General features: G+C 47.9%; 17 protein-coding genes. 6 read left to right on the top strand and 11 right to left on the bottom strand.

Annotation, left to right across the window (positions count from 1 at the left end; all coding sequences use genetic code 11):
* Positions 1-26 precede the first annotated feature (26 nt).
* On the top strand, positions 27-1,409 hold the full coding sequence (locus AC3B6P_RS08555; protein ID WP_489805713.1) for an MATE family efflux transporter: 1,383 nt from the start codon (positions 27-29) through the stop codon (positions 1,407-1,409).
* Here the strand turns inward: AC3B6P_RS08555 and AC3B6P_RS08560 are convergent.
* Positions 1,406-2,611 (bottom strand): MFS transporter, encoded by a 1,206-nt coding sequence (locus tag AC3B6P_RS08560; protein ID WP_489805714.1) that lies wholly within the window; start codon positions 2,609-2,611, stop codon positions 1,406-1,408. The genes AC3B6P_RS08555 and AC3B6P_RS08560 overlap by 4 nt on opposite strands.
* 395 nt (positions 2,612-3,006) lie before the next feature.
* On the opposite strand from AC3B6P_RS08560, the gene rpsD reads away from it, so the two are divergent.
* Both rpsD and prfC read left to right on the top strand, forming a co-directional pair.
* Complete coding sequence (rpsD, locus tag AC3B6P_RS08565) at positions 3,007-3,624, top strand: 30S ribosomal protein S4 (RefSeq protein ID WP_489805715.1); 618 nt, start codon at positions 3,007-3,009, stop codon at positions 3,622-3,624.
* A gap of 100 nt (positions 3,625-3,724) precedes the next feature.
* A complete protein-coding gene (gene prfC / locus AC3B6P_RS08570; protein ID WP_489805716.1) occupies positions 3,725-5,275 on the top strand; it encodes a peptide chain release factor 3 in 1,551 nt (516 codons plus the stop codon).
* A gap of 3 nt (positions 5,276-5,278) precedes the next feature.
* Here prfC and AC3B6P_RS08575 read toward each other — a convergent pair whose 3' ends face one another.
* From AC3B6P_RS08575 to aroB, 9 genes are all read right to left on the bottom strand, one after another.
* Positions 5,279-6,169, bottom strand: coding sequence for an endonuclease/exonuclease/phosphatase family protein (locus tag AC3B6P_RS08575; RefSeq protein ID WP_489805717.1), 891 nt, complete (start codon positions 6,167-6,169; stop codon positions 5,279-5,281).
* On the bottom strand, positions 6,156-6,833 hold the full coding sequence (locus tag AC3B6P_RS08580; protein ID WP_489805718.1) for a carbonic anhydrase: 678 nt from the start codon (positions 6,831-6,833) through the stop codon (positions 6,156-6,158). Before AC3B6P_RS08580 ends, AC3B6P_RS08575 begins: the two co-directional genes overlap by 14 nt.
* A gap of 180 nt (positions 6,834-7,013) precedes the next feature.
* Entirely contained in the window at positions 7,014-9,650 is a 2,637-nt protein-coding gene (gene alaS, locus AC3B6P_RS08585; RefSeq protein ID WP_489805719.1) for an alanine--tRNA ligase, read from the bottom strand.
* Positions 9,651-9,799: 149 nt separating this feature from the next.
* Entirely contained in the window at positions 9,800-10,159 is a 360-nt protein-coding gene (locus tag AC3B6P_RS08590; protein WP_489805720.1) for a GtrA family protein, read from the bottom strand.
* Between the two features lie 157 nt (positions 10,160-10,316).
* A complete protein-coding gene (locus AC3B6P_RS08595) occupies positions 10,317-11,462 on the bottom strand; it encodes an OmpA family protein (protein WP_489805721.1) in 1,146 nt (381 codons plus the stop codon).
* Between the two features lie 304 nt (positions 11,463-11,766).
* Positions 11,767-12,882 carry an OmpA family protein gene (locus tag AC3B6P_RS08600; protein ID WP_489805722.1) on the bottom strand — a complete coding sequence of 372 codons (1,116 nt, stop codon included), beginning with the start codon at positions 12,880-12,882 and terminating at the stop codon, positions 11,767-11,769.
* Between the two features lie 325 nt (positions 12,883-13,207).
* Positions 13,208-14,320 carry an OmpA family protein gene (locus AC3B6P_RS08605; protein ID WP_489805723.1) on the bottom strand — a complete coding sequence of 371 codons (1,113 nt, stop codon included), beginning with the start codon at positions 14,318-14,320 and terminating at the stop codon, positions 13,208-13,210.
* 306 nt (positions 14,321-14,626) lie between these two features.
* Positions 14,627-15,739, bottom strand: a complete 1,113-nt coding sequence (locus AC3B6P_RS08610; protein ID WP_489805724.1) for an OmpA family protein — start codon at positions 15,737-15,739, stop codon at positions 14,627-14,629.
* Between the two features lie 215 nt (positions 15,740-15,954).
* The gene (gene aroB, locus AC3B6P_RS08615; RefSeq protein WP_489805725.1) at positions 15,955-17,607 is read right to left on the bottom strand and encodes a 3-dehydroquinate synthase; all 1,653 of its coding nucleotides are present in this window, start codon (positions 17,605-17,607) and stop codon (positions 15,955-15,957) included.
* 184 nt (positions 17,608-17,791) lie between these two features.
* On the opposite strand from aroB, the gene AC3B6P_RS08620 reads away from it, so the two are divergent.
* The 3 genes from AC3B6P_RS08620 (at position 17,792) to AC3B6P_RS08630 (ending at position 19,983) form a co-directional block, all read left to right on the top strand.
* Positions 17,792-18,004 (top strand): hypothetical protein, encoded by a 213-nt coding sequence (locus AC3B6P_RS08620; RefSeq protein ID WP_489805726.1) that lies wholly within the window; start codon positions 17,792-17,794, stop codon positions 18,002-18,004.
* Between the two features lie 32 nt (positions 18,005-18,036).
* A complete protein-coding gene (locus AC3B6P_RS08625; protein ID WP_489805727.1) occupies positions 18,037-18,924 on the top strand; it encodes a tyrosine recombinase in 888 nt (295 codons plus the stop codon).
* Between the two features lie 90 nt (positions 18,925-19,014).
* Positions 19,015-19,983, top strand: coding sequence for an acetyl-CoA carboxylase carboxyltransferase subunit alpha (locus tag AC3B6P_RS08630; protein WP_489805728.1), 969 nt, complete (start codon positions 19,015-19,017; stop codon positions 19,981-19,983).
* A gap of 20 nt (positions 19,984-20,003) precedes the next feature.
* On the opposite strand, the gene AC3B6P_RS08635 is transcribed toward AC3B6P_RS08630, so the two are convergent.
* Positions 20,004-20,756, bottom strand: a complete 753-nt coding sequence (locus tag AC3B6P_RS08635) for a competence/damage-inducible protein A (RefSeq protein ID WP_489805729.1) — start codon at positions 20,754-20,756, stop codon at positions 20,004-20,006.
* Positions 20,757-20,760: the final 4 nt, after the last annotated feature.

The following is a 20,760-nucleotide window of genomic DNA, read 5'->3' on the forward strand; positions in this document are numbered from 1 at the left end:
CATAAGAAGCACGTTATGAGTGAGATATGACCTCACAGACTTCACCAAATTCCACACAGATTTCATATAGCAGACACGCTCTCTCGCTTATTCGTGTCGGCCTGCCCCTTGCATTGTCTCAGCTTTCTGAAATGGCTATGGGCGTGACTGATACCGTCCTTTTGGGTGGGTTAGGCGTTTCAGCGGTAGCCATTGGTGGGATTGCCAATAATTTCTTTTTTACAACCATGGTTATTTTTCAGGCACTTCTGGGAGGGGTGGGCGTTATGCTCTCCCATGCCAGAGGCGCGCAGGACCATGGTCGTGATGGTGCTCATGACGGCAGAAGCATTATGAGTGCAGGTTTTGTTTTGGCCATGCTCGCTTTTATTCCCTGTTTTATGATCTTGTCATCTTCAGGGTGGCTGTTTGCGCTAATGGGTGAGCCGAGTGAAGTCATGGATAAAGGTGTTCATTTCATCACGATCCTCCTTTATTCGCTCCTGCCTCATATCATGGTGCTTGGACTCTTCCGGGTGGCGTTGCCCTCATTGGGGGCAGAGACCTTACTGCTTTGGATCATGCCGGCAATGGCCCTTTGCAATGGGGTGACGAATGCGGCCCTGATTCATGGCTGGTTCGGGCTACCAGCTTATGGATTATTTGGCTCGGCAAGGGCGACGACGCTGACGGGATGGGCGATTACAATTGCTATGGTCATTCTCTGCTGGTATCGCCCGGAAGTAAGGTCTGTCATGTACCCGGCCCCTATAAAACTTCCTGTCCTTAAGGAGCTGTCACGTCTGGGATTTCCCATGATGGCATCTGCTGCTGCGGAGCTTCTGATGTTTCAGATTGCAACATTGCGGGCGGGTAGTTTGGGAACGCAAAGTCTGGCGGCTCATCAGGTAGCGCTGAATACAGCTTCGCTTCTTTTCATGGTGAGCCTTTCTATTGGACAGGCAACCAATGTGCGCGTAGCTTACTGGCGTGGCGCTGGTAAAATGGATCAGGCGCGGCGCTCTGCCCGTGCGGCTGTGGTGCTTGTGTTGTTATGGTCTTTTACGACAGGAACTGTTTTGGAATTATTTCCAGAAGTTATCGCTCATTTTTATTTCAGAGGAAATTCGATAGATCCTGCAGCTATAGCAATGACAATCATACTTCTTAAAATTGCTGGCATCTTTCAGATGGTTGACGGTTTACAGACTGTCTTTGGTGGTGCCCTGAGAGGCTGCGGTGATGTTTATGCTCCAATGCTCCTGACAGTTGGCAGTTACGGCATTATGGGGCTTGGCCTGGGAGAATATCTAGCCTTTTATCAGCATGATGGTGTTGCTGGGTTATGGATCGGGCTGGCATCAGGGCTGGGCGTTGCAGCCCTGGTGCTGGGGTACAGGGCTTACCGGGTTATGTATCGCATCCCTTAAGCAGGGATGCGTTTTTTGACAATGAGTGCGATCAGGTAAATGCCTAATCCACCTGCTGACAGGATGGCTCCTCCCCATCCAACGGCATGGAAACCAAACCCGGCATCAATAAGTCTGGCAGCAAACCATGGTCCTAGTGCATTAGCACAGTTGAATGCTGACTGGTTGAGAGCTGCTGCCAATGTCTGGGCATCACCTGCAACATCCATCAGGCGTGTCTGAAGAGCAGGGCTGATGATGATGCACCCAGCAGGGATCAGGAAGCAAAAAGGAAGGACCAGCCATTGATAAGGTAAGGCTATCCAGAAGCCCAGCATAAAGAAGATGCTGGCAAGCAGTGCAAAAATAACAGTTTTATCAAGATTGCGATCAACCATTGCACTGCCAAAGGCATTGCCTGCAACAAGGCCAAGACCACAGACAACCTGATAAAGAGATATGGCCCAGTGACTGAGGTGAGTGACTTCAGAAAGGGCAGATGTCAGGAACGTATAGACACCAAACAACCCAGCAAACCCGATAGCCCCTGTAAAGAAAGTCAACCAGACCTGTGGAATAAGCAGGGCCTTTAATTCAGTTAGTGGGTTAGCGCCAGGTTGGGGGTGATCCATCGGGACAAAATAGATCATGCTTGCAATACAGATCACACCGACTGAAGCAATCAGTATATATATGACATGCCAGGATACATATTGGGAGAGAACGGTAAAGGAGGGGGCTCCGATCACGGTGGAAATCATGATGCCAGTAAAGACGAACCCGATGGCACGCCCCCGATGGGAGTAATCAACGAGTGAGGCAGCAATCAAAGCAGCAATGCCAAAAAACGCTCCGTGGGGCAGGCCCGTAATAAAGCGGAGGATTTCAATAGAAGGGAGAGAGGCACAGAGGATGGTGCCAAGATTTCCTACAACAAAGAGGCATATCAGCAGGATCACCATCATCTTGCGAGAGAGTTTGGCCCCAGCTACGGCTAGAACAGGTGCGCCTACAACAACCCCAAGGGCATAGCTTGAAATTGTCGTAGAGGCTTCTTCAACAGTCAGATGGAGAGAATCGGCAAGAGGCTGTAAAATGCTCATTGTGCCAAATTCAGTCGTGCCGATGGCAAACGTCCCTGTAGCAAGGGCAGCTAAAGCAGGTTTTACACCATGAATAGGGCGCACATGTTCAATCTCATCATGCGCAGTTTCAGCATCCATAACTTTAAAAATCCAATAGTGATCAGGAAAACCTTTTAACCTTCCGGGAAGAAAGTTTTACTGCAAAGTAAATCATACTAACGGTCAAGATGATGACTTGAACTATATATTTTGTTTTAAGAAAAGGTGAAAAATATTTTCAGAAATAAAAGAGGGTTTGCAGAAAGCAAAAAGAGCTGAACTGATTGACAGAGGCTCCCAATTCGTGTAACCGCCCATCTATTGCCGGGAAAGTGGGTGTTTCGGCAGTTTATGATAAAGACAGGCTGTGTGTCTTTTCTTGGCTGTAGCGTTATATCCCGTTCTGCTTCATGAAGGAGGCAGAGACTACCGGTGCAACAAAGGGTCTGTCCTCACAGTATCGGGCAGGTCCGATTGAGAACTAGGGATTACCTGTGTCCAAGCGTCTTGCGAGTAAGTATAAAATCAACCGTCGTCTCGGTGCCAATCTGTGGGGCCGTGCAAAATCTCCTGTCAACCGTCGTGAATATGGTCCTGGCCAGCATGGTCAGCGTCGTCGTTCCAAGCCTTCTGACTATTCTGTCCAGCTGATGGGTAAGCAGAAGCTTAAAGGTTATTACGGCAATATCAGTGAGAAACAGTTCCGTCGTTATTATGATGAGGCTGTGCGTCGCAAGGGTGACACATCAGAGAACATGATCGGGCTGCTGGAGCGTCGTCTGGATGCCGTGATCTATCGCATGAAATTTGCAATCACGCCTTTTGCTGCCCGCCAGTTCGTTAACCATGGTCATATTCTGGTTAATGGTAAGCGCGTCAATATTCCATCTTACCTCGTCAAGGAAGGTGATGTGATTGAAGTGCGTGAAAAGTCCAAACAGCTTGCTGTTCTGCTTGATGCCGTTCAGAGCGCTGAACGTGACGTGCCGGAATATATGGAAGTGGATCATCGCCAGATGAAAGGCACATTCCTGCGCGTGCCTCAGCTTTCTGACGTTCCATATCCTGTGCAGATGGAACCAAATCTGGTCGTCGAGTTCTACTCACGTTAATAACTGGTTATACGGTTACAGAATTTATCAGTTGCGGAGCGCCGGGCGGGAATTTCCGCCCGGCGTTTTGTTATTATCGTTTCCTTGGTAGTAGGCTTTCATGTCCGACACACTCTCTCCGAATGAATTATCGCGTGAAATTTCCAGACGCAGGACTTTTGCGATTATTTCTCACCCGGATGCCGGTAAAACAACATTAACAGAGCGTATTCTGAGAGCTGGCGGGGCGATTCAGATGGCTGGGAATGTTCGTGCCAAAGGGGAGAGAAGGCGTACCCGTTCTGACTGGATGGGCATTGAGCGTGATCGTGGCATTTCGGTTGTGACGTCTGTCATGACATTCAATTATGGAGGGTGCGTCTTTAATTTGTTGGACACACCGGGCCATGAAGACTTCTCTGAGGACACTTACCGGACATTAACGGCGGTTGACTGTGCTGTGATGGTGATTGATGCTGCTAAAGGAATTGAGGCACGGACTCGTAAATTATTTGAAATCTGTCGTTTGCGCGACATTCCCATCGTCACATTTATCAATAAGATGGACCGTGAGGCCCAGGATTGCTTCGCCTTGTTGGATGAAATTTCCAATAGTTTGGCTCTGGACGTTTCGCCAGCGACCTGGCCTGTTGGGCGTGCTTCCAAATTTATCGGGACATATGACCTGCGGACTAAAGAGCTGCATGTTAAAGAACCATTGGCAGAGAATGATCCCCGTCGGGAAGAGCTGGAAGAAGAATGTGCCCTGGCAGAGGGTGTTTTGCCTGCTTTTGATAAGGAAGCCTTTGATGAGGGCCATTTAACACCAGTTTTCTTTGGGTCTGCCATGAAAGAAATCGGTGTGACAGATCTTCTGGATGCTCTGGTTGCTTATGGTCCTCCTCCACGGGCCCAGCAGACAGAGACAAGAGAGGTTAAGGCTGATGAAGATAAAGTTACGGCACTTATCTTCAAAATTCAGGCCAATATGGACCCGAATCATCGTGACCGCATGGCTTTTGCGCGCGTCTGTTCCGGCCGTCTGACCCGTGGAATGCGTTTGAAGCATGTCAGGATCAACAAGCAGTTTGCCCTGCACACGCCACAGTTTTTCTTTGCCCAGGATCGTCAGTTGGTCGAAGAGGCTTTTGGTGGAGATGTGGTTGGAATTCCCAATCACGGAACATTACGGATTGGGGATACGCTGACAGAAGGAGAAGATCTGCGTTTTACGGGGGTGCCTTACTTCGCACCTGAGATTTTACGGCGCGTGCGCCTTGATGATGCAATGAAGGCGAAAAAACTCCGTCAGGCCCTGACAGAGTTAGCCGAAGAGGGTGTCGTACAGCTTTTCCGCCCGCAGGATGGTGCTCCTCCAATCGTCGGTGTTGTCGGAACTCTTCAGCTTGATGTGCTGCAATCCCGGTTGGCTTCGGAATATAATGTGCCAGTGGGGTTTGACAGCACACCCTATAATCTTGCTCGCTGGGTTACAGGTGAGAAAGAGGCAGTAGAAAATTTTGCATCTCTTAATCGTACAGCTATGGCTGATGATATTGACGGCGATCCGGTTTTTCTGGCGAGTTCTTCTTTTATGATGAACCGGGCAGCAGAAATGAACCCGAAATTAGCCTTCCATGATATTAAACAGATTGGAATGTCTGGAGTGTAAATTTCAGGGAAGATCCAGTGTAACTGAGACAGGGCAGTGATCGGTGATCATGGCCGTGTTTTGGTCAAAGCGGAAGGTTAATACGCGCAGGCTGTCGGAGACGAGCCAGTTCTTCGTTGATCCTCCGAGAAGAATATGGTCGATAAAATAGCTCTTTCCACGACATGGACTAGCCAGACCTGCGGTAACGGATTTTAGTGGGGCATCTTGCTGCAAAGCCAGGAAGGCAGGGTCTTTCGGGGTGAAACGACGATTGAAATCACCCAGAATAATATAGGGAACACCTTCATCTTCCCGGTCCAAAATCCAGTTTTCAACTATGGAAAATTGTTTAACCAGAAGAGAACAGGAATGTCTGGGATCTGAGAGCGGGCGCGTCCAGCAGCCTGCTTTGAGGTGGACAACCAGGAGGCGTACTATTTTGTTATTGTCATCATCACGTAGGGTTACATCCAGACCGCTGCGTAAAGCGTGTCTGGCTCCAGGTGGTTCTACGTTAAGTGCAGTAATATCTGGATTAATCGTAGCTGAGATATTATTGCGTAGTACGAGCCCAACACGTTGGACTATCTGATCTTTGCTTAGAATGAAATGATAATCGTGAGGATCGAAAACTTTACGCAGAGCTGCTTCGTTTTCGACCTCTTCAACCGCGATAATGTCGCTTTTCAGGCGTGTGGCATAAAATCGCAAACGGTCGAAATCCCCCTCAGAACGAAAGGGGATATTGGCTGGAACTTCCCTATCCCCCGGTGAACGAAGGGTCAGCCAGTCCAAATTCCATGTCGTCAGCTTCAGTCTATGGGCCGAAGCAGGGAGTGACCATAGACTGAAAATCAGACAGAAAACTGAAAGAAACTTTCGAAGAATAGTCGAAGAGTCAGGATTTCGCACGTTTTCTTAAAGCATCCAGTTCTTCTTTTGCAGGGCGGAATTTTCCAGTTTCTTCGTCATAAACAAAGATTTTTCCATTCTGAATATCGTAATACCAGCCCTCAATACTGACTTCATTGCGGGCTAATGCTCCCGCAACGATAGGGTGTGTTTTCAGATGCGTTAATTGCAGCATGACATTGGCTTCGGTCAGAGAACGTATTTCTGCAGGGCCTGCATCCTCAGCTTTCAACTCAGCATATTGGGCCTTGGCTGCTTCGGCGTTTCTGAGCCATTGTCTTACAGTTGGCATTGTATCAAGCTTGGAGTGGTTCAGGTCAAGCAGGGCATTCATAGCTCCGCAATTTGAATGGCCACAAATGATGATATTTTTTACTTTAAGACTGCCAACAGCATATTCAATCGCTGATGATACCCCTCCGATCATATTGCCATAAGCCGGGACAATATTACCGACATTACGAATCAGGAAAAGTTCTCCAGGTTCAGTCTGGGTAATCATGCCTGGGCTGATACGGCTATCTGCACAGGTGATGAAAAGAATTGGAGGGGACTGGTCATAGGCAAGACTCTGAAAAAGCCGCTCATTACGAGGGTAGATTTCTTCCTCAAACTTGCAGACACCTTCGAGAAGCTCAGTGAGGGTATTTCTATGAAAAGCCATAATAAGCTCCTGTTATTTATTTCGATAAAAGAATTATAAAATAATCCTGTTTATTTTATCTGAAGATGTTGTCTTTCCTCTAGAATATGCCTCACAAAGAAAAATAGGCACCTTAAATTTTCGTAAGGTGCCTTTTAAAGGATGTGGAGGAAACAGGCGTGATGTTTAAAAAAGACTGATTCAGATCTGTTCGATTTTTGAGCGGATCATGTCAAATACTGCTTTTTCAGCGATTTCGGTACCGCCAGCCTGAGCCATGTCCGGCCGGCCTCCACCACCTTTGCCCCCCATAAGGGGTGCTGCTTCTCTTACCAGTTCAACGGCGCTTATGCGGTCTGTCAGATCAGGAGAAATGGCGATGACAAGACTGCCACGTTCATTTGCGCTGGATAAGAGGGCGACAATTCCTGAACCAAGCTGTTTCAATAATGTTTCTGCCAGGCCCTTCAGATCTCGTGGATTGATATCGCCTAAATTACGGCCAGCAAATTTGACATTATTGACTGTCTCGATGGCTTCAGTATTACCACCTGTGGCCAGTTTATGCTGAAGAGATGAAATTTGGGCATTGAGGTTCTTGCGTTCTTCAAGAAGACCTTCAAGGCGTTGCGGCACTTCATTGGGAGCAACTTTCAGAAGGTCAGCAATCTTCTGTAACAAAGCCTCGGTTGAGTTCGCAGCTTCTTCCGCTGCAATTCCACAAACAGCCTCAATACGTCTAACGCCTGAGGAAACACCAGTTTCAGAAAGAATACGGAAAAGACCAATATCGCCAAGTCTTTCGACATGTGTGCCACCGCAAAGTTCAATGGAATAAGCTGAACGATCTCCTTCACCATTCCCCATTGTGACAACGCGCACTTCGTCTCCATATTTTTCACCAAATAGGGCCATTGCACCTTCAGCAACTGCCTGATCTTTAGTGAGAAGACGAGTCTGAACCTCGGAATTCTGGCGAATCAGACTGTTAACTTCCTGTTCGACAGCTTTCAGCTCCTCTGCGGTCAAGGGGCGTGGCTGGCTTATATCGAAGCGAAGTCTGTCAGGAGAGTTTAAACTGCCTTTCTGTGCAACATGTTCACCGATCTGACGTCTGAGCACTTCATGAAGCAGGTGAGTAGCTGAATGGTGGGCACGAATCCTTGTGCGGCGTTCATGATCAATCTCAGCATGGACTGTCATGCCAGGTTTGAGAACACCCTCTATGACTTTGCCATAATGAACGACGAGATCCCCGTTTTTCTTTTGCGTATCAGTAATTTTAACGAGGAGATGATCGCCTGTTAGCGTGCCATGATCCCCGACCTGGCCGCCGCTTTCACCATAAAAAGGCGTCTGGTTCAGGATGATGGCGATTTCAGAACCGGCAGGAGCTTCAGCGAGTTCATCCTGTCCGCGGAAGATAGCCTGGACTTCAGCATCAGCTGTTTCTGTGACGTAACCAAGAAACTCTGTTGCACCCAGCCTGTCACGAGCATCAAACCAAATGGTCTCTACACCGCTATCACCTGATCCAACCCATGCCGCACGGGCACGTTTGCGTTGCTCAGCCATAGCCTCTTCAAAGCCTTTTTCATCGACTTTATGGCCTTGTTCACGCAGGACATCCTGTGTCAGATCAAGGGGGAAACCGAACGTGTCGTATAATTTGAAGGCCACAGTACCGGCAAGTGTGCCATTTTGAGGTAGGCGGGAAACTTCATCTTCCAGCAAGGCAAGGCCACGGGTCAGAAGTGCTTCGAAACGTTCTTCTTCGCCTTTTATGGTTTCCGTAATGAGAGCTTTATGCTGGGAGAGTTCGGGATAAGCATTTCCCATTTCCTGAATCAAGGCAGGGAGCAGACGATAGAAAACCGGCTCTCTGGCACCCATGATATGAAGGTGGCGCATCGCACGGCGCATGATACGGCGCAGTACATAGCCCCGTCCTTCACTGGAAGGCAGCACACCATCAGCTATTAGGAAAGCAGTTGAGCGTAAATGGTCGGCGACAACACGGTGACTTGTTTTAAAGCGGCCATCCGCATCCTGATGGAGTGTTTCAGCCGAGGCTTCAATTAAAGCGCGCAATGTGTCTGTATCGTAATTATCGCATTTACCCTGCATCACTGCGGCAAAGCGTTCCAATCCCATGCCGGTGTCGATGGAAGGCTTGGGTAGATTTGAACGCTTGCCGCCGGCTTCTTCCATAAATTGCATAAAGACGAGGTTCCAGATTTCTACAAATCTGTCACCATCTTCATCTGGGCTTCCAGGAGGGCCACCAGCTATCTGTGGCCCATGGTCATAAAAAATCTCGGAACAGGGACCACAGGGTCCGGTATCGCCCATACGCCAGAAATTATCTGTCGTTGCGATGCGAATGATCTTGTCGTCTGAAAAGCCAGCGATCTTTTTCCATAAAGTCGCCGCTTCTTCATCCTCGGCATAAACTGTAGCCAGAAGCTTGTCTTTGGAAATGCCAAATTTCTTTGTAAGCAGGTTCCAGGCAAATTCTATTGCCTCAGCTTTGAAATAATCCCCGAAGCTGAAATTCCCCATCATTTCAAAGAATGTATGATGGCGGGCTGTATAGCCGACATTATCCAGGTCGTTATGTTTGCCGCCTGCACGAACGACCTTTTGTGCGGTTGTAGCCCTTTTATAGGGGCGTGTTTCCTGGCCCGTAAAAATATTCTTGAAAGGAACCATCCCTGCATTGGTAAACAGCAATGTAGGATCATTCTGTGGAACCAGGGAGGCTGATGGGAGGACTTGATGCCCCGCAGCAGCAAAGTGGCTAAGGAAAGCGGAGCGGATGTCGTTCGTGCTGGTCATGGTTTGGTATTTCTGCTTCCAGACATAGACGGAAAATTATCTCTTTTCCTAACCGATTGTTACGGTCTTGAAAATGGATAAGAGATTCTGGCTGTTAAAAATAAGATCCTTTTAACAAAGGGAAAACAACAATAATATTTCTTAATGGGCTATGTGGCAGAAAATACACAATATTTTGTTAAGAGAAAATTGATCAGCATCCCTCCTAGTGCGCCGCAAAAAAGAATAATCAGATTTTCCTGTGCCAGTGAAGGAACATAATAATGAAGGGTGAGAGTGATGCCACGATTAACGCAAAAGCCTGGGATCGTGGCTAGAAGAAATCTTCCCCATTGTACAGAAGCCTTATGGTGGTCATGGCTTGTTTTGCGAAATGTCCAAAGACGATTGAGTAGCCAGTTCCAGGATGCAGATAGGATATAGGCACAACTTATAGCGGGCGGAAAAGGCAGGACGAGAAGTAAAATTTTTAGAAAGAGCCAGTCAATAATAAGTCCTGATGTTCCCACGACTCCGAAACATATAAATTGTGAAAAGATGTCCCGGTTTATGGAAGGGTTCATGAAAGTTTCTTAATTATTTATGGTTCCAGAAAAACATACAAAAAAGGGCACCTCTTAGTAAGAGGCACCCTTTTTGTGAGACCTTGCGGAAGGTGTTGTGAGATTATTTAAGGATAATCTCGACGCGACGGTTCTGAGGTTCACGCGTGTTAGGTCCTGTAGCGACGAGAGGGTGAGCCTCCCCATAGCCATGGATGTCGATTGCTGTAGCAGGGACACCATCACGAACGAGCTCAGCTTTTACGCTGTTGGCGCGACGCAGTGAGAGGCCCATATTGTATTTTTCCCCACGAGGACCTGGGTGAGCAGCGGAGTTATCGGTATAACCGTTAACTTCGATGCGAGTGGTCTGAACGTGAGTGGAAGCCTGAGCTGCCTGAGCGACGATTTCGCGAGCGCGAGGTGTCAGGTTAGATTTATCCCAGTCGAAGAAGACGAGATAGGTGCGTGCTGCTGTTCTCTGAGGAGGAACGACGACATGGGCAGGTGCTGGAGGAGGAGGAGGTGCATTGTTGAATGCATAACGCAGCCCGAGGATAAACTGGTGCTGGTAACGTGAACCTGTATGCACCCTATGATTCTGGTGACTACCATCATGATATGTGCCGATATTCACACCTGAACCGCTGCCTGTTTGAGCGAGGAAACGATATTGTGTGGTAAGGGCAAGTCCCGGAACACCAGGGATGTCATAAGCGGCACCGACGATTGCCTGTGCAGCGAACCCGCCGCCAGTGGAGCGCATAATATTTCCAGAGCCGCCCGTGAATCGGCTGGAATCTCCATGGATACGGTATTTTTCCCACATATAACCGGCACCGACACCAACGAACGGTGTAACGGGAACATCAATACCAAACTGGGCAAGATCAATATCATAGAGGACATTAACGAGGGCGCCATAGCCTTGGTTAGCACCACCGGTTTTCACTTTGTGTGAAGAATAGCCAGGAGTATGACCTCTTACGGAGCTATTGTTGCTTTGGGCATAAATGCCTTCCAGTTCGACGCGGATCCCGTTACCGAAGCCCCAGCCTGCTGACAGGAAGCCGGTATAGCCATCTGATTGATGAACTTTACCTTTAATGGAACCTTGTGGATTTGCTCCTTTATCTTTGAAAGTCTGGCTTTGTGTCAGATTATAGCCGGCACCAAGGTCTACATACGGGCCAGTGATGGTGCTCGCCAATGCCAAGGTAGGTGCAGCTGCCAAAGCGGTCACAGCAAGAAGTGCTGTACGTATACGCATTCTCATTCGTCCTTAATAAAGCTAAATTTCATAAATCAACGCGTAAGGCTCAGTTGCGGTTTTCCTGAAGCAGGGTCAAGCCTCACGTGGTCAATATTGGTTAATATAAAGCCAACATATCCTTTTCAAAAGGTAAATACTGTTAATAGGTTATGAGAATATATTAACGTGTTGCGTAAAAAACACAAAAATATCTTTATGAGGAATATGGAGCTCTGAAGATAATGAAACACAATGCAACAAAAAGGGCACCTCTTAGTAAGAGGTACCCTTTTTGTGAGATCTTGCGGAAGGTGTTGTGAGATTATTTAAGGATAATCTCGACGCGACGGTTCTGAGGTTCACGCGTGTTAGGTCCTGTAGCGACGAGAGGGTGAGCCTCACCATAGCCATGGATGTCGATTGCTGTAGCAGGGACACCATCACGAACGAGCTCAGCTTTTACGCTGTTGGCACGACGCAGTGAGAGGCCCATATTGTATTTTTCCCCACGAGGACCTGGGTGAGCAGCGGAGTTATCGGTATAGCCGTTAACTTCGATGCGAGTGGTCTGAACGTGAGTGGAAGCCTGAGCTGCCTGAGCGACGATTTCGCGAGCGCGCGGTGTCAGGTTAGATTTATCCCAGTCGAAGAAGACGAGATAGGTGCGTGCTGCTGTTCTCTGAGGAGGAACAACGACATGGGCAGGTGCTGGAGGAGGAGGAGGCGCATTGTTGAACGCATAACGCAGCCCGAGGATGAACTGGTGCTGGTAACGTGTGCCCGTATGTATACGGCCACCTGAACCATCATGATATGTGCCGATATTTACACCTGAACCACTGCCTGTCTGTGCCAGGAAGCGGTATTGTGTCGTTACAGCAAGACCTGGAACGCCTGGGATGTCGTAAGCGGCACCAACGATTGCCTGTGCAGCAAAACCACCACCTGCTGAAGTCATTATATGACCGACTGACGAATTGTGGAGATGATATTTTTCCCACATATAACCGGCACCGATACCAACGAATGGCGTAACGGGGACATCAATCCCAAACTGTGCGAGGTCAATGTCATAAAGGACATTAACAAGAGCACCATAGCCTTGGTTTGAGCCTTTTATCCCACGACTCTCGGAAGTGCTACCTGGTGCGTGAGCCCGTAGTTTACCGTTATAAGACTGAGTATAAATACCTTCAAGTTCGAGGCGAAGACCGTTACCGAAGCCCCAACCGGCTGAAAGGAAGCCTGTGTAACCATCTGTCTGGTTTGTATGTCCACGCATCTGGTTAGTAATTGAGGTACCTTTAAATTTCTGATGCTGTGTCAGATTATAGCCGGCACCAAGGTCTACATACGGGCCAGTGATGGTGCTTGCCAATGCCAAGGTAGGTGCAGCAGCTAATGCTGTCACAGCAAGAAGTGCTGTACGGATATTCATTTTCATTCGTCCTTTAAAACAACAATTTTATTAATCTACCTGTCAGACTGATTGATGTGTTCAAAAGCATCAGGTATCTGTGGGATTAATGGTTATTAACATTAAATAAACATATTGTCTTTAAAAGGTTAATGTGAATTATTTCACTATTAATTCATGGTTATGTCACCCAAAAGTCACGTACTGTTATTAAGTATCTTATTTATACTATATAATTTCCTGTGTGTTTAAGAAATTATCTTTATGATTTTCCTGAATAAAATAAGGATGCCCCCGTGTAGGGGGGCATCCTTATTAAAGTGAGATCGTAAAGGCCGTATCGTGATTACTTCAGGATAATCTCGACGCGCCGGTTCTGAGGTTCACGCGTGTTAGGTCCTGTAGCGACGAGAGGATGAGCCTCCCCATAGCCATGGATGTCGATTGCTGTAGCGGGGACACCATCACGAACGAGCTCAGCTTTTACGCTGTTGGCACGACGCAGTGAGAGGCCCATATTGTATTTTTCCCCACGAGGACCTGGGTGAGCAGCGGAGTTATCGGTATAGCCGTTAACTTCGATGCGAGTGGTCTGAACGTGAGTGGAAGCCTGAGCTGCCTGAGCGACGATTTCGCGAGCGCGAGGTGTCAGGTTAGATTTATCCCAGTCGAAGAAGACGAGATAGGTGCGTGCTGCTGTTCTCTGAGGAGGAACAACGACATGGGCAGGTGCTGGAGGAGGAGGAGGCGCATTGTTGAACGCATAACGCAGCCCGAGGATGAACTGGTGCTGGTAACGCGAACCTGTATGGACGCGATGACCACCATCTGCATGATATGTGCCGATATTCACACCCGAACCACTGCCTGTCTGAGCGAGGAAGCGATATTGCGTGGTAAGGGCCAGGCCAGGAACGCCTGGGATGTCGTAAGCGGCACCAACGATTGCCTGTGCAGCAAAACCACCACCTGTGGAGTTCATAATCCGGCCTACACCGCTTCCTGAATTGCCGTGGATACGATATTTTTCCCACATATAGCCAGCACCGATACCGACGAATGGTGTGACAGGAACATCGATACCGAACTGGGCAAGATCAATATCATAGAGGATGTTGACGAGAGCACCATAGCCCTGGTTACTACCACCAGTCCTCGTTTTTCCGTTGCCAACACCATGATGGCTTATGGAGTTGTTATTGCTTTGAGTATAAATACCTTCGAGTTCGAGACGAAGACCATTACCAAAGCCCCAACCAGCTGATAAAAAGCCCGTATAACCATCTGATTGATGAACACGCCCTTTTGTACCCGTTGATTTAACTTTGTATGTCTGGCTTTGTGTCAGATTATAACCGGCGCCGAGATCAACATATGGTCCAGTGATAGTGCTTGCCAATGCCAAGGTAGGTGCAGCTGCTAAGGCAGTTACGGCAAGAAGTGCTGTACGTGTACGCATTCTCATTCGTCCTTATAAAACTACGAATTTGTATGATCTACGTTTCAGACTGGTCGGTGGTATCTAAGAAAAGACACAGCCCTACGAGATCGATGCTAGTTAATATAAGATGAATATATCCTTTTTAAAAGGTAAATAGCATGAATGGATCGTGAAATTGGAAGGTTGTGTTGTAAAGAAGACACGGTGTATACTTTCTCTGAGAATAGAAAATAAAGAGTATTTCTGGTAATTTTATAAGAAAAAAAGGGCACCTCTTAGTAAGAGGCACCCTTTTTGTGAGACCTTGTGGAAGGTGTTGTGAGATTATTTAAGGATAATCTCGACGCGACGGTTCTGAGGTTCACGCGTGTTAGGTCCTGTAGCGACGAGAGGGTGAGCCTCCCCATAGCCATGGATGTCGATTGCTGTAGCGGGGACACCATCACGAACGAGCTCAGCTTTTACGCTGTTGGCACGACGCAGTGAGAGGCCCATATTGTATTTTTCCCCACGAGGACCGGGGTGAGCAGCGGAGTTATCGGTATAACCGTTAACTTCGATGCGAGTGGTCTGAACGTGAGTGGAAGCCTGAGCTGCCTGAGCGACGATTTCGCGAGCGCGAGGTGTCAGGTTAGATTTATCCCAGTCAAAGAAGACGAGATAAGTGCGTGCTGCTGTTCTCTGAGGAGGAACGACGACATGGGCAGGTGCTGGAGGAGGAGGAGGTGCATTGTTGAATGCATAACGCAGTCCGAGGATAAACATGTGCTGATAGCGTGTGCCTGTATGGACACGGTTACCGGCTGTGTCTCTGTAGTTGCCGATATTGACACCGGACTGGCTGCCTGTCTGAGCGAGGAAACGGTATTGTGTTGTTACAGCAAGACCTGGAACGCCTGGGATGTCGTAAGCGGCACCGACGATTGCCTGTGCAGCAAAACCACCACCTGTGCGAGACATGGACTTCATGCCATTAGCGGCAGAAGACCCCTCATGCAGACGATATTTTTCCCACATATAACCAGCACCGATACCGACAAACGGTGTGACAGGAACGTCAATGCCGAATTGTGCGAGGTCAATGTCATAAAGGACATTGATCAAACCGCCATACCCTTGGTTGGAGCCATTGGCACGGCTTCTTGGAGTGCCATTTTTACCACCGAAAATGGTGTTGTATGACTGAGCGTAGATGCCCTCGACTTCCAGACGGAGGCCGTTACCGAAGCCCCAACCACCGGCGAGGTAGCCAGTATAGCCATCCATTTGATGGAGGTGGCCATTAGCTCCTGTAGCCGGGGTCGACATGTGTTGATGTTGTGTCAGGTTATACCCACCCCCAAGGTCTACATATGGCCCAGTGATGGTGCTTGCCAGTGCCAGTGTAGGCGCGGCTGCCAAGGCGGTTACGGCAAGGAGTGCTGTACGTGTAAGCATTCTCATTCGTCCTTGTTTAATGTTTAATCATAAACACTCATTCACGTCAGACGATCTGTTATTATCAATAGCAGCTCACCCAGACGATATAGGACAAAAATACCGGACTGATAGTTAATAATTTCTGGACAATTATTTAATAAAATCCCCTTTTGAAGAAGAACATTATCACCTGTTGCATGAAAAACACGATTTTATGTGAGTATAGAATAAGGTTAACCCAGACATCCTTCTTCAAGATAGAGAGCTTTAACCAGTTCGGTATCAACTTTGCGGCAGGTAAAAGCCTCTCCAATACCGTGAAGAAGTATGAAGGTCAGGCAACCATCATGGACTTTTTTATCTCGTGTCATATGTTCCAGGAGTGCCGAAACCTGGAGTTGATCAGGTAAGTCAGAGATTTTTCCGGGCATATGAAGCGCCTCAAGATGGGCATCAAGACGTTTAAGGTCGTTTTCAGGTGCTAATCCCATTTTAACAGAGAGAGCCATAGCCAGATGCAGTCCGATAGAGACAGCTTCTCCATGGAGAAGGCGCCCGTCATAGTGGAATTCAGCTTCCAGTGCATGGGCAAAACTATGGCCGAGATTTAAAAGTGCTCTTCCGCCTTGTGAGGCTTGTTCGCGTTCATCTGCACATACGACATGGGCCTTAAAGGCACAGGCTTTTTGAACGGCTTCGCCTAGCAGGACTGTATTACCATCTAAAAGGGCTTTTCCATTTTTTTCACACCAGGCAAAAAGTGCCGGGTCAGAAATAAGCCCTGCTTTGACGATCTCTGCATAGCCGGCAATAAGCTGGCGTTTGGGTAAGGTTTCAAGTGTTGTGATATCTGCCAGAACGAGTTGTGGCTGCCAGAAAGCACCAACCAGATTTTTGCCGATTCTGGTATTGATCCCGGTTTTCCCTCCGACAGAGCTATCCACTTGGGATAAAAGTGTGGTTGGTATCTGAATAAAGGGAACACCACGCATGGCAGTAGCTGCGACAAACCCTGCAAGATCTCCTACAACCCCGCCTCCCAGGGCGATGATGGTTGAACGACGTTCAAGCCCAAGTGCCAGGCAATCTTCCATCACACGTTGGTATGTCGCGAAAGATTTGCTTTCCTCCCCCGGGGAAACGGCAATTATGTCAAGGCGTACAGCGCTGTGTTCGAAAGAGGATTGAAATGTAGCAAGATGATGAAGTGCCACCGTTTCATCTGTGATGACAATGGCATGATTATTTTTAAGAAATGGTCCAATGTAAGCTGCGGCCTTGCTGAGAAGGCCATGGCCTATGACGACGTCATAATGATGATGGGGCAGGCTTACAGAAACTTTTTGAGGGGCCTCATAAGTCTCGAGAGCTGTGATGAGTTTCTGAACTGCTTCATCCACGGTTTCTTCTCCAAAATTAACGACCATATCTGCCTGGGCATATAACGGATGCCTGACAGATGCGAGGCGCTGTAATGTTTCGTGCAGGCTTTCTCTTCTTTGATGTAGAACTGGCCGTTTGGCTTTGTTGTGAATCAGGCGTGCGTGGAGGGTTGAGAGGGGAACATGTAACCAGATGGAGCGTGTGCCGGTCGTGTTTTTTACAAGCTCACGTGTGCGTTCATCCATCCAGGCACCGCCACCAGTCGCCAGGACGCAACTTGCGCCATGAAGAAGGCGGCGGATAACTTTATGCTCTCCTTCGCGGAAATGTGCCTCTCCGTGTGTTGAGAAAATTTCTGCAATGGAACAACCGGCAGCTTTTTCAATTTCACTATCAAGATCAATAAAAGGGAGCTTGAGTGCATGGGCAAGGCGGCGCCCTAATGTTGTCTTACCAGCCCCCATATGGCCAATCAGGACGATAATCCGTGGAATTTTCGTCATTTAAGTCCGGTTCCCATAGATAAAGATAATAAAAAACTTTCTATCACGAAGTGTGAGAGAAACCATAATTTTGTCCTGTATGACTTTATGAGATTGTAAAATTCCAGTAAATTCAAAGGCGTTTTGACGCTTTATGCAATATTTCCGGCAAGTTTGCGTCTAAAAAGTCATGAGGGTAATGAATATGTTTCGGTCAGCAAAAGGAGCTTTTGTGATAACAGGGCTCGTTATCCTTCTTATAGTGGCGGCTCTAGGTGGTGGGGCTGTGTATCTTGGACAGGTAAAGCCGCCAGTACAGGTGAAAATGCACCATGTTCTAAAACAGGCACAACAAAACTCACAGCTGGATACGCATTCTTTGCCTGACCTGCCTCCTGTTTCACCGCCAGGGGAATAAGATAAGTCAGTGAAAGATATTCAAGGCTGATAATGGATCCTTTAATTGAGCGGTTTCTTGAAATGTATGCTTCAGAAAAGGGGGCAGCATTCAGAACGAGACTCGCTTATCAGGCAGACCTCGAAGATTTTGCTGTATGGTGTGGTCAAAGAGTTTTTGCTGAGATACAGCCAGAAGATATCCGTGCCTATTTGGGAAAGAAGGCTGAAGAGGGATTGAGTGACCGCTCCTTGGCGCGGCATCTTTCCTGTCTGAAACAGTTTTATCGATTTTTGTTTCAGGAGAAACTAATATCCTTTAATCCGGCTTCCGATATTTCAGGGTTCCGTTACAGAGCTTCCCTCCCTCATCCTTTAACTGAAGAAGAGGTGAAATGCCTTATTGAGAGTGGGTCCTGTCATCATGATGACCCCCGGCGTGATATCGTGGCCAGGGCAGCTCTGGAGCTCCTTTATACAACGGGATTGAGAATTTCAGAGCTTTTATCGTTGCCTTCAACAATTACACAGCGGGAAGAAGGTATGTTGCTGATTAAAGGGAAAGGGGGGCGTGAAAGACTTGTCCCATTTTCCGAATCGGCTCGTAATGCCGCTGAAGCTCTGGTTCATTATGATGCAATCCTCGATAGTCCCTGGCTTTTCCCTGGTCGCAAGCCTGGTAACCCTTTAACAAGGCAGGGTTTTGACAAGATTCTACGTGCCTGTGCTCTAAAGGCTGGCATAGATCCACAAAGGGTCAGTCCGCATGTTCTGCGTCATTCTTTTGCAACGCATCTTTTAAATCGTGGGGCGGATTTACGAGCATTACAGATGCTTCTGGGGCATGTTGATATCGCTACAACCCAGATTTACACACAGGTTATGAGTGAGCGTTTAAAAGAAATCATGGTTCATTATCATCCATTATCGTCAGAGTCCTGAGAGTGAAGTCAGAAATGACGGATATAAATTTGGGGTGTTTGATTAAATAAAGACTGTTTCTTCTGCTCTGCTCATGCTATCGCGCAATCTATGCGCCAGTTCCTAGATTTTGAAAAATCAGTCGCCGAGCTTGAAACCAAGATCGACGAATTACGCCAGATGGGACGCCGTGAAGACGGGTTTGGTCTGGATGGTTTAGACATTGATGAAGAAATAATGCGTCTGTCTGAAAAGGCCGATAAGCAGCTTCGTCTGGTCTATGGTAAATTAACGCCTTTGCAGAAAGTGCAGGTCGCAAGACATGCTCAGCGCCCACATGCATTGGATTATATTGCACGTCTTATGACTGATTTTACGCCCTTGGCTGGAGATCGTGTTTTTGGGGACGATCAGGCAATGGTGGGAGGGCTAGCTCGTTTTCGTGGCCAGCCTGTGGTGGTTTTGGGAACGGAAAGAGGTTCTGACACCGAAAGCCGCCTTAAGCATAATTTTGGTATGGCCAGGCCGGAAGGATATCGTAAGGCTCAGCGCCTTATGCAACTCGCAGCCCGTTTTAGTCTGCCTGTATTAAGCTTTGTCGATACTGCCGGAGCATGGCCCGGAATTGATGCCGAAGCCCGCGGACAGGCAGAGGCAATTGCACGTTCAATTGATGTTTCACTTAATCTTCCTGTGCCTGTGATTGCAACAGTGATCGGAGAAGGTGGATCTGGTGGGGCGATTGCGATTGCTGCGGCAGACCGCGTTTTTATGCTGGAACATGCAATTTATTCGGTTATTTCTCCTGAAGCTGCGGCGTCTATTTTGTGGCGTGATGCCAAATTGGCTCCAGCTGCGGCTGAAGCATTGAAACTGACGGCACAGGATCTGAAGAAATTCAACCTGATTGATGAAATTGTGCCGGAGCCTGTCGGAGGCGCTCAGCGTCAGCCGGAATCTGTCATTGAGACAGTAGGGAATATGATTGAAGCCGGTCTGCCTGATCTGATCGCACTATCGCCAGAAATGCTTCTTGAGAAAAGGCGGGAACGTTATCTCGCTATGACCAGAGAGCATTGATACTGCTTTGGAATGAATTTTTAGAGAGGCTCCCCTTCAAAAGGGGTAGCCTCAACTTTTTCAATAATTGATTTTAATTTGGCACCTGCTTCTTTAACCATCGGGGCATCATAGCCTTTTACGACAAGAGCAACGCCATGTCTGCCATCCCTGCTGAAGGGATAGGAGCCAAGATCCAGCTCTGGGTACGCATCCTGCAGCTCACTAAAGGATTTTGCGATTCTGCTTTCGTAAATATCGAAACCATACCAGGCCTGTGAGCATAAAGGTGCTCCCTGGGGTAGGCGTGGAATTTGCCATTCAACCATAGACCGGAAGATGGAGGGGACACCTGCCATGACATAAATATTGGCAACAGAAAAGCCAGGGGCGACTGAAACGGTGCTCTTGATTGGCGTTGCCCCTTCGGGAAACCAGGCCATACGTTGGCCTGCTTCGTTAAAAGTACCTGGTTTGAAGGCTTTTTTGAGTAGATCAAATGTTTCCTTATGGCAAATGAAGGGGAGCCCAAGCGCCTTGGATATGGAGGCACTTGTTATATCGTCGTGAGTGGGGCCAATGCCACCGCTTGTGAAAATATAGTCAAATTTGATGCGGCACTCATTAACGGTAGATATGATACGCTCTTCATTATCAGGGATGGTTCGGATTTCGTCGAGTTTAATCCCTTGATGGTTGAGGGCTTGTGCAAGTGTGACTGTATTGGCTTCCTGAGTCCGTCCAGAGAGGATTTCGTTGCCGATCACAATAAAACAGGCTGTTTTGGGAGGCATGTCG

The sequence above is a fragment of the Aristophania sp. ESL1142 genome, assembly GCF_058107345.1.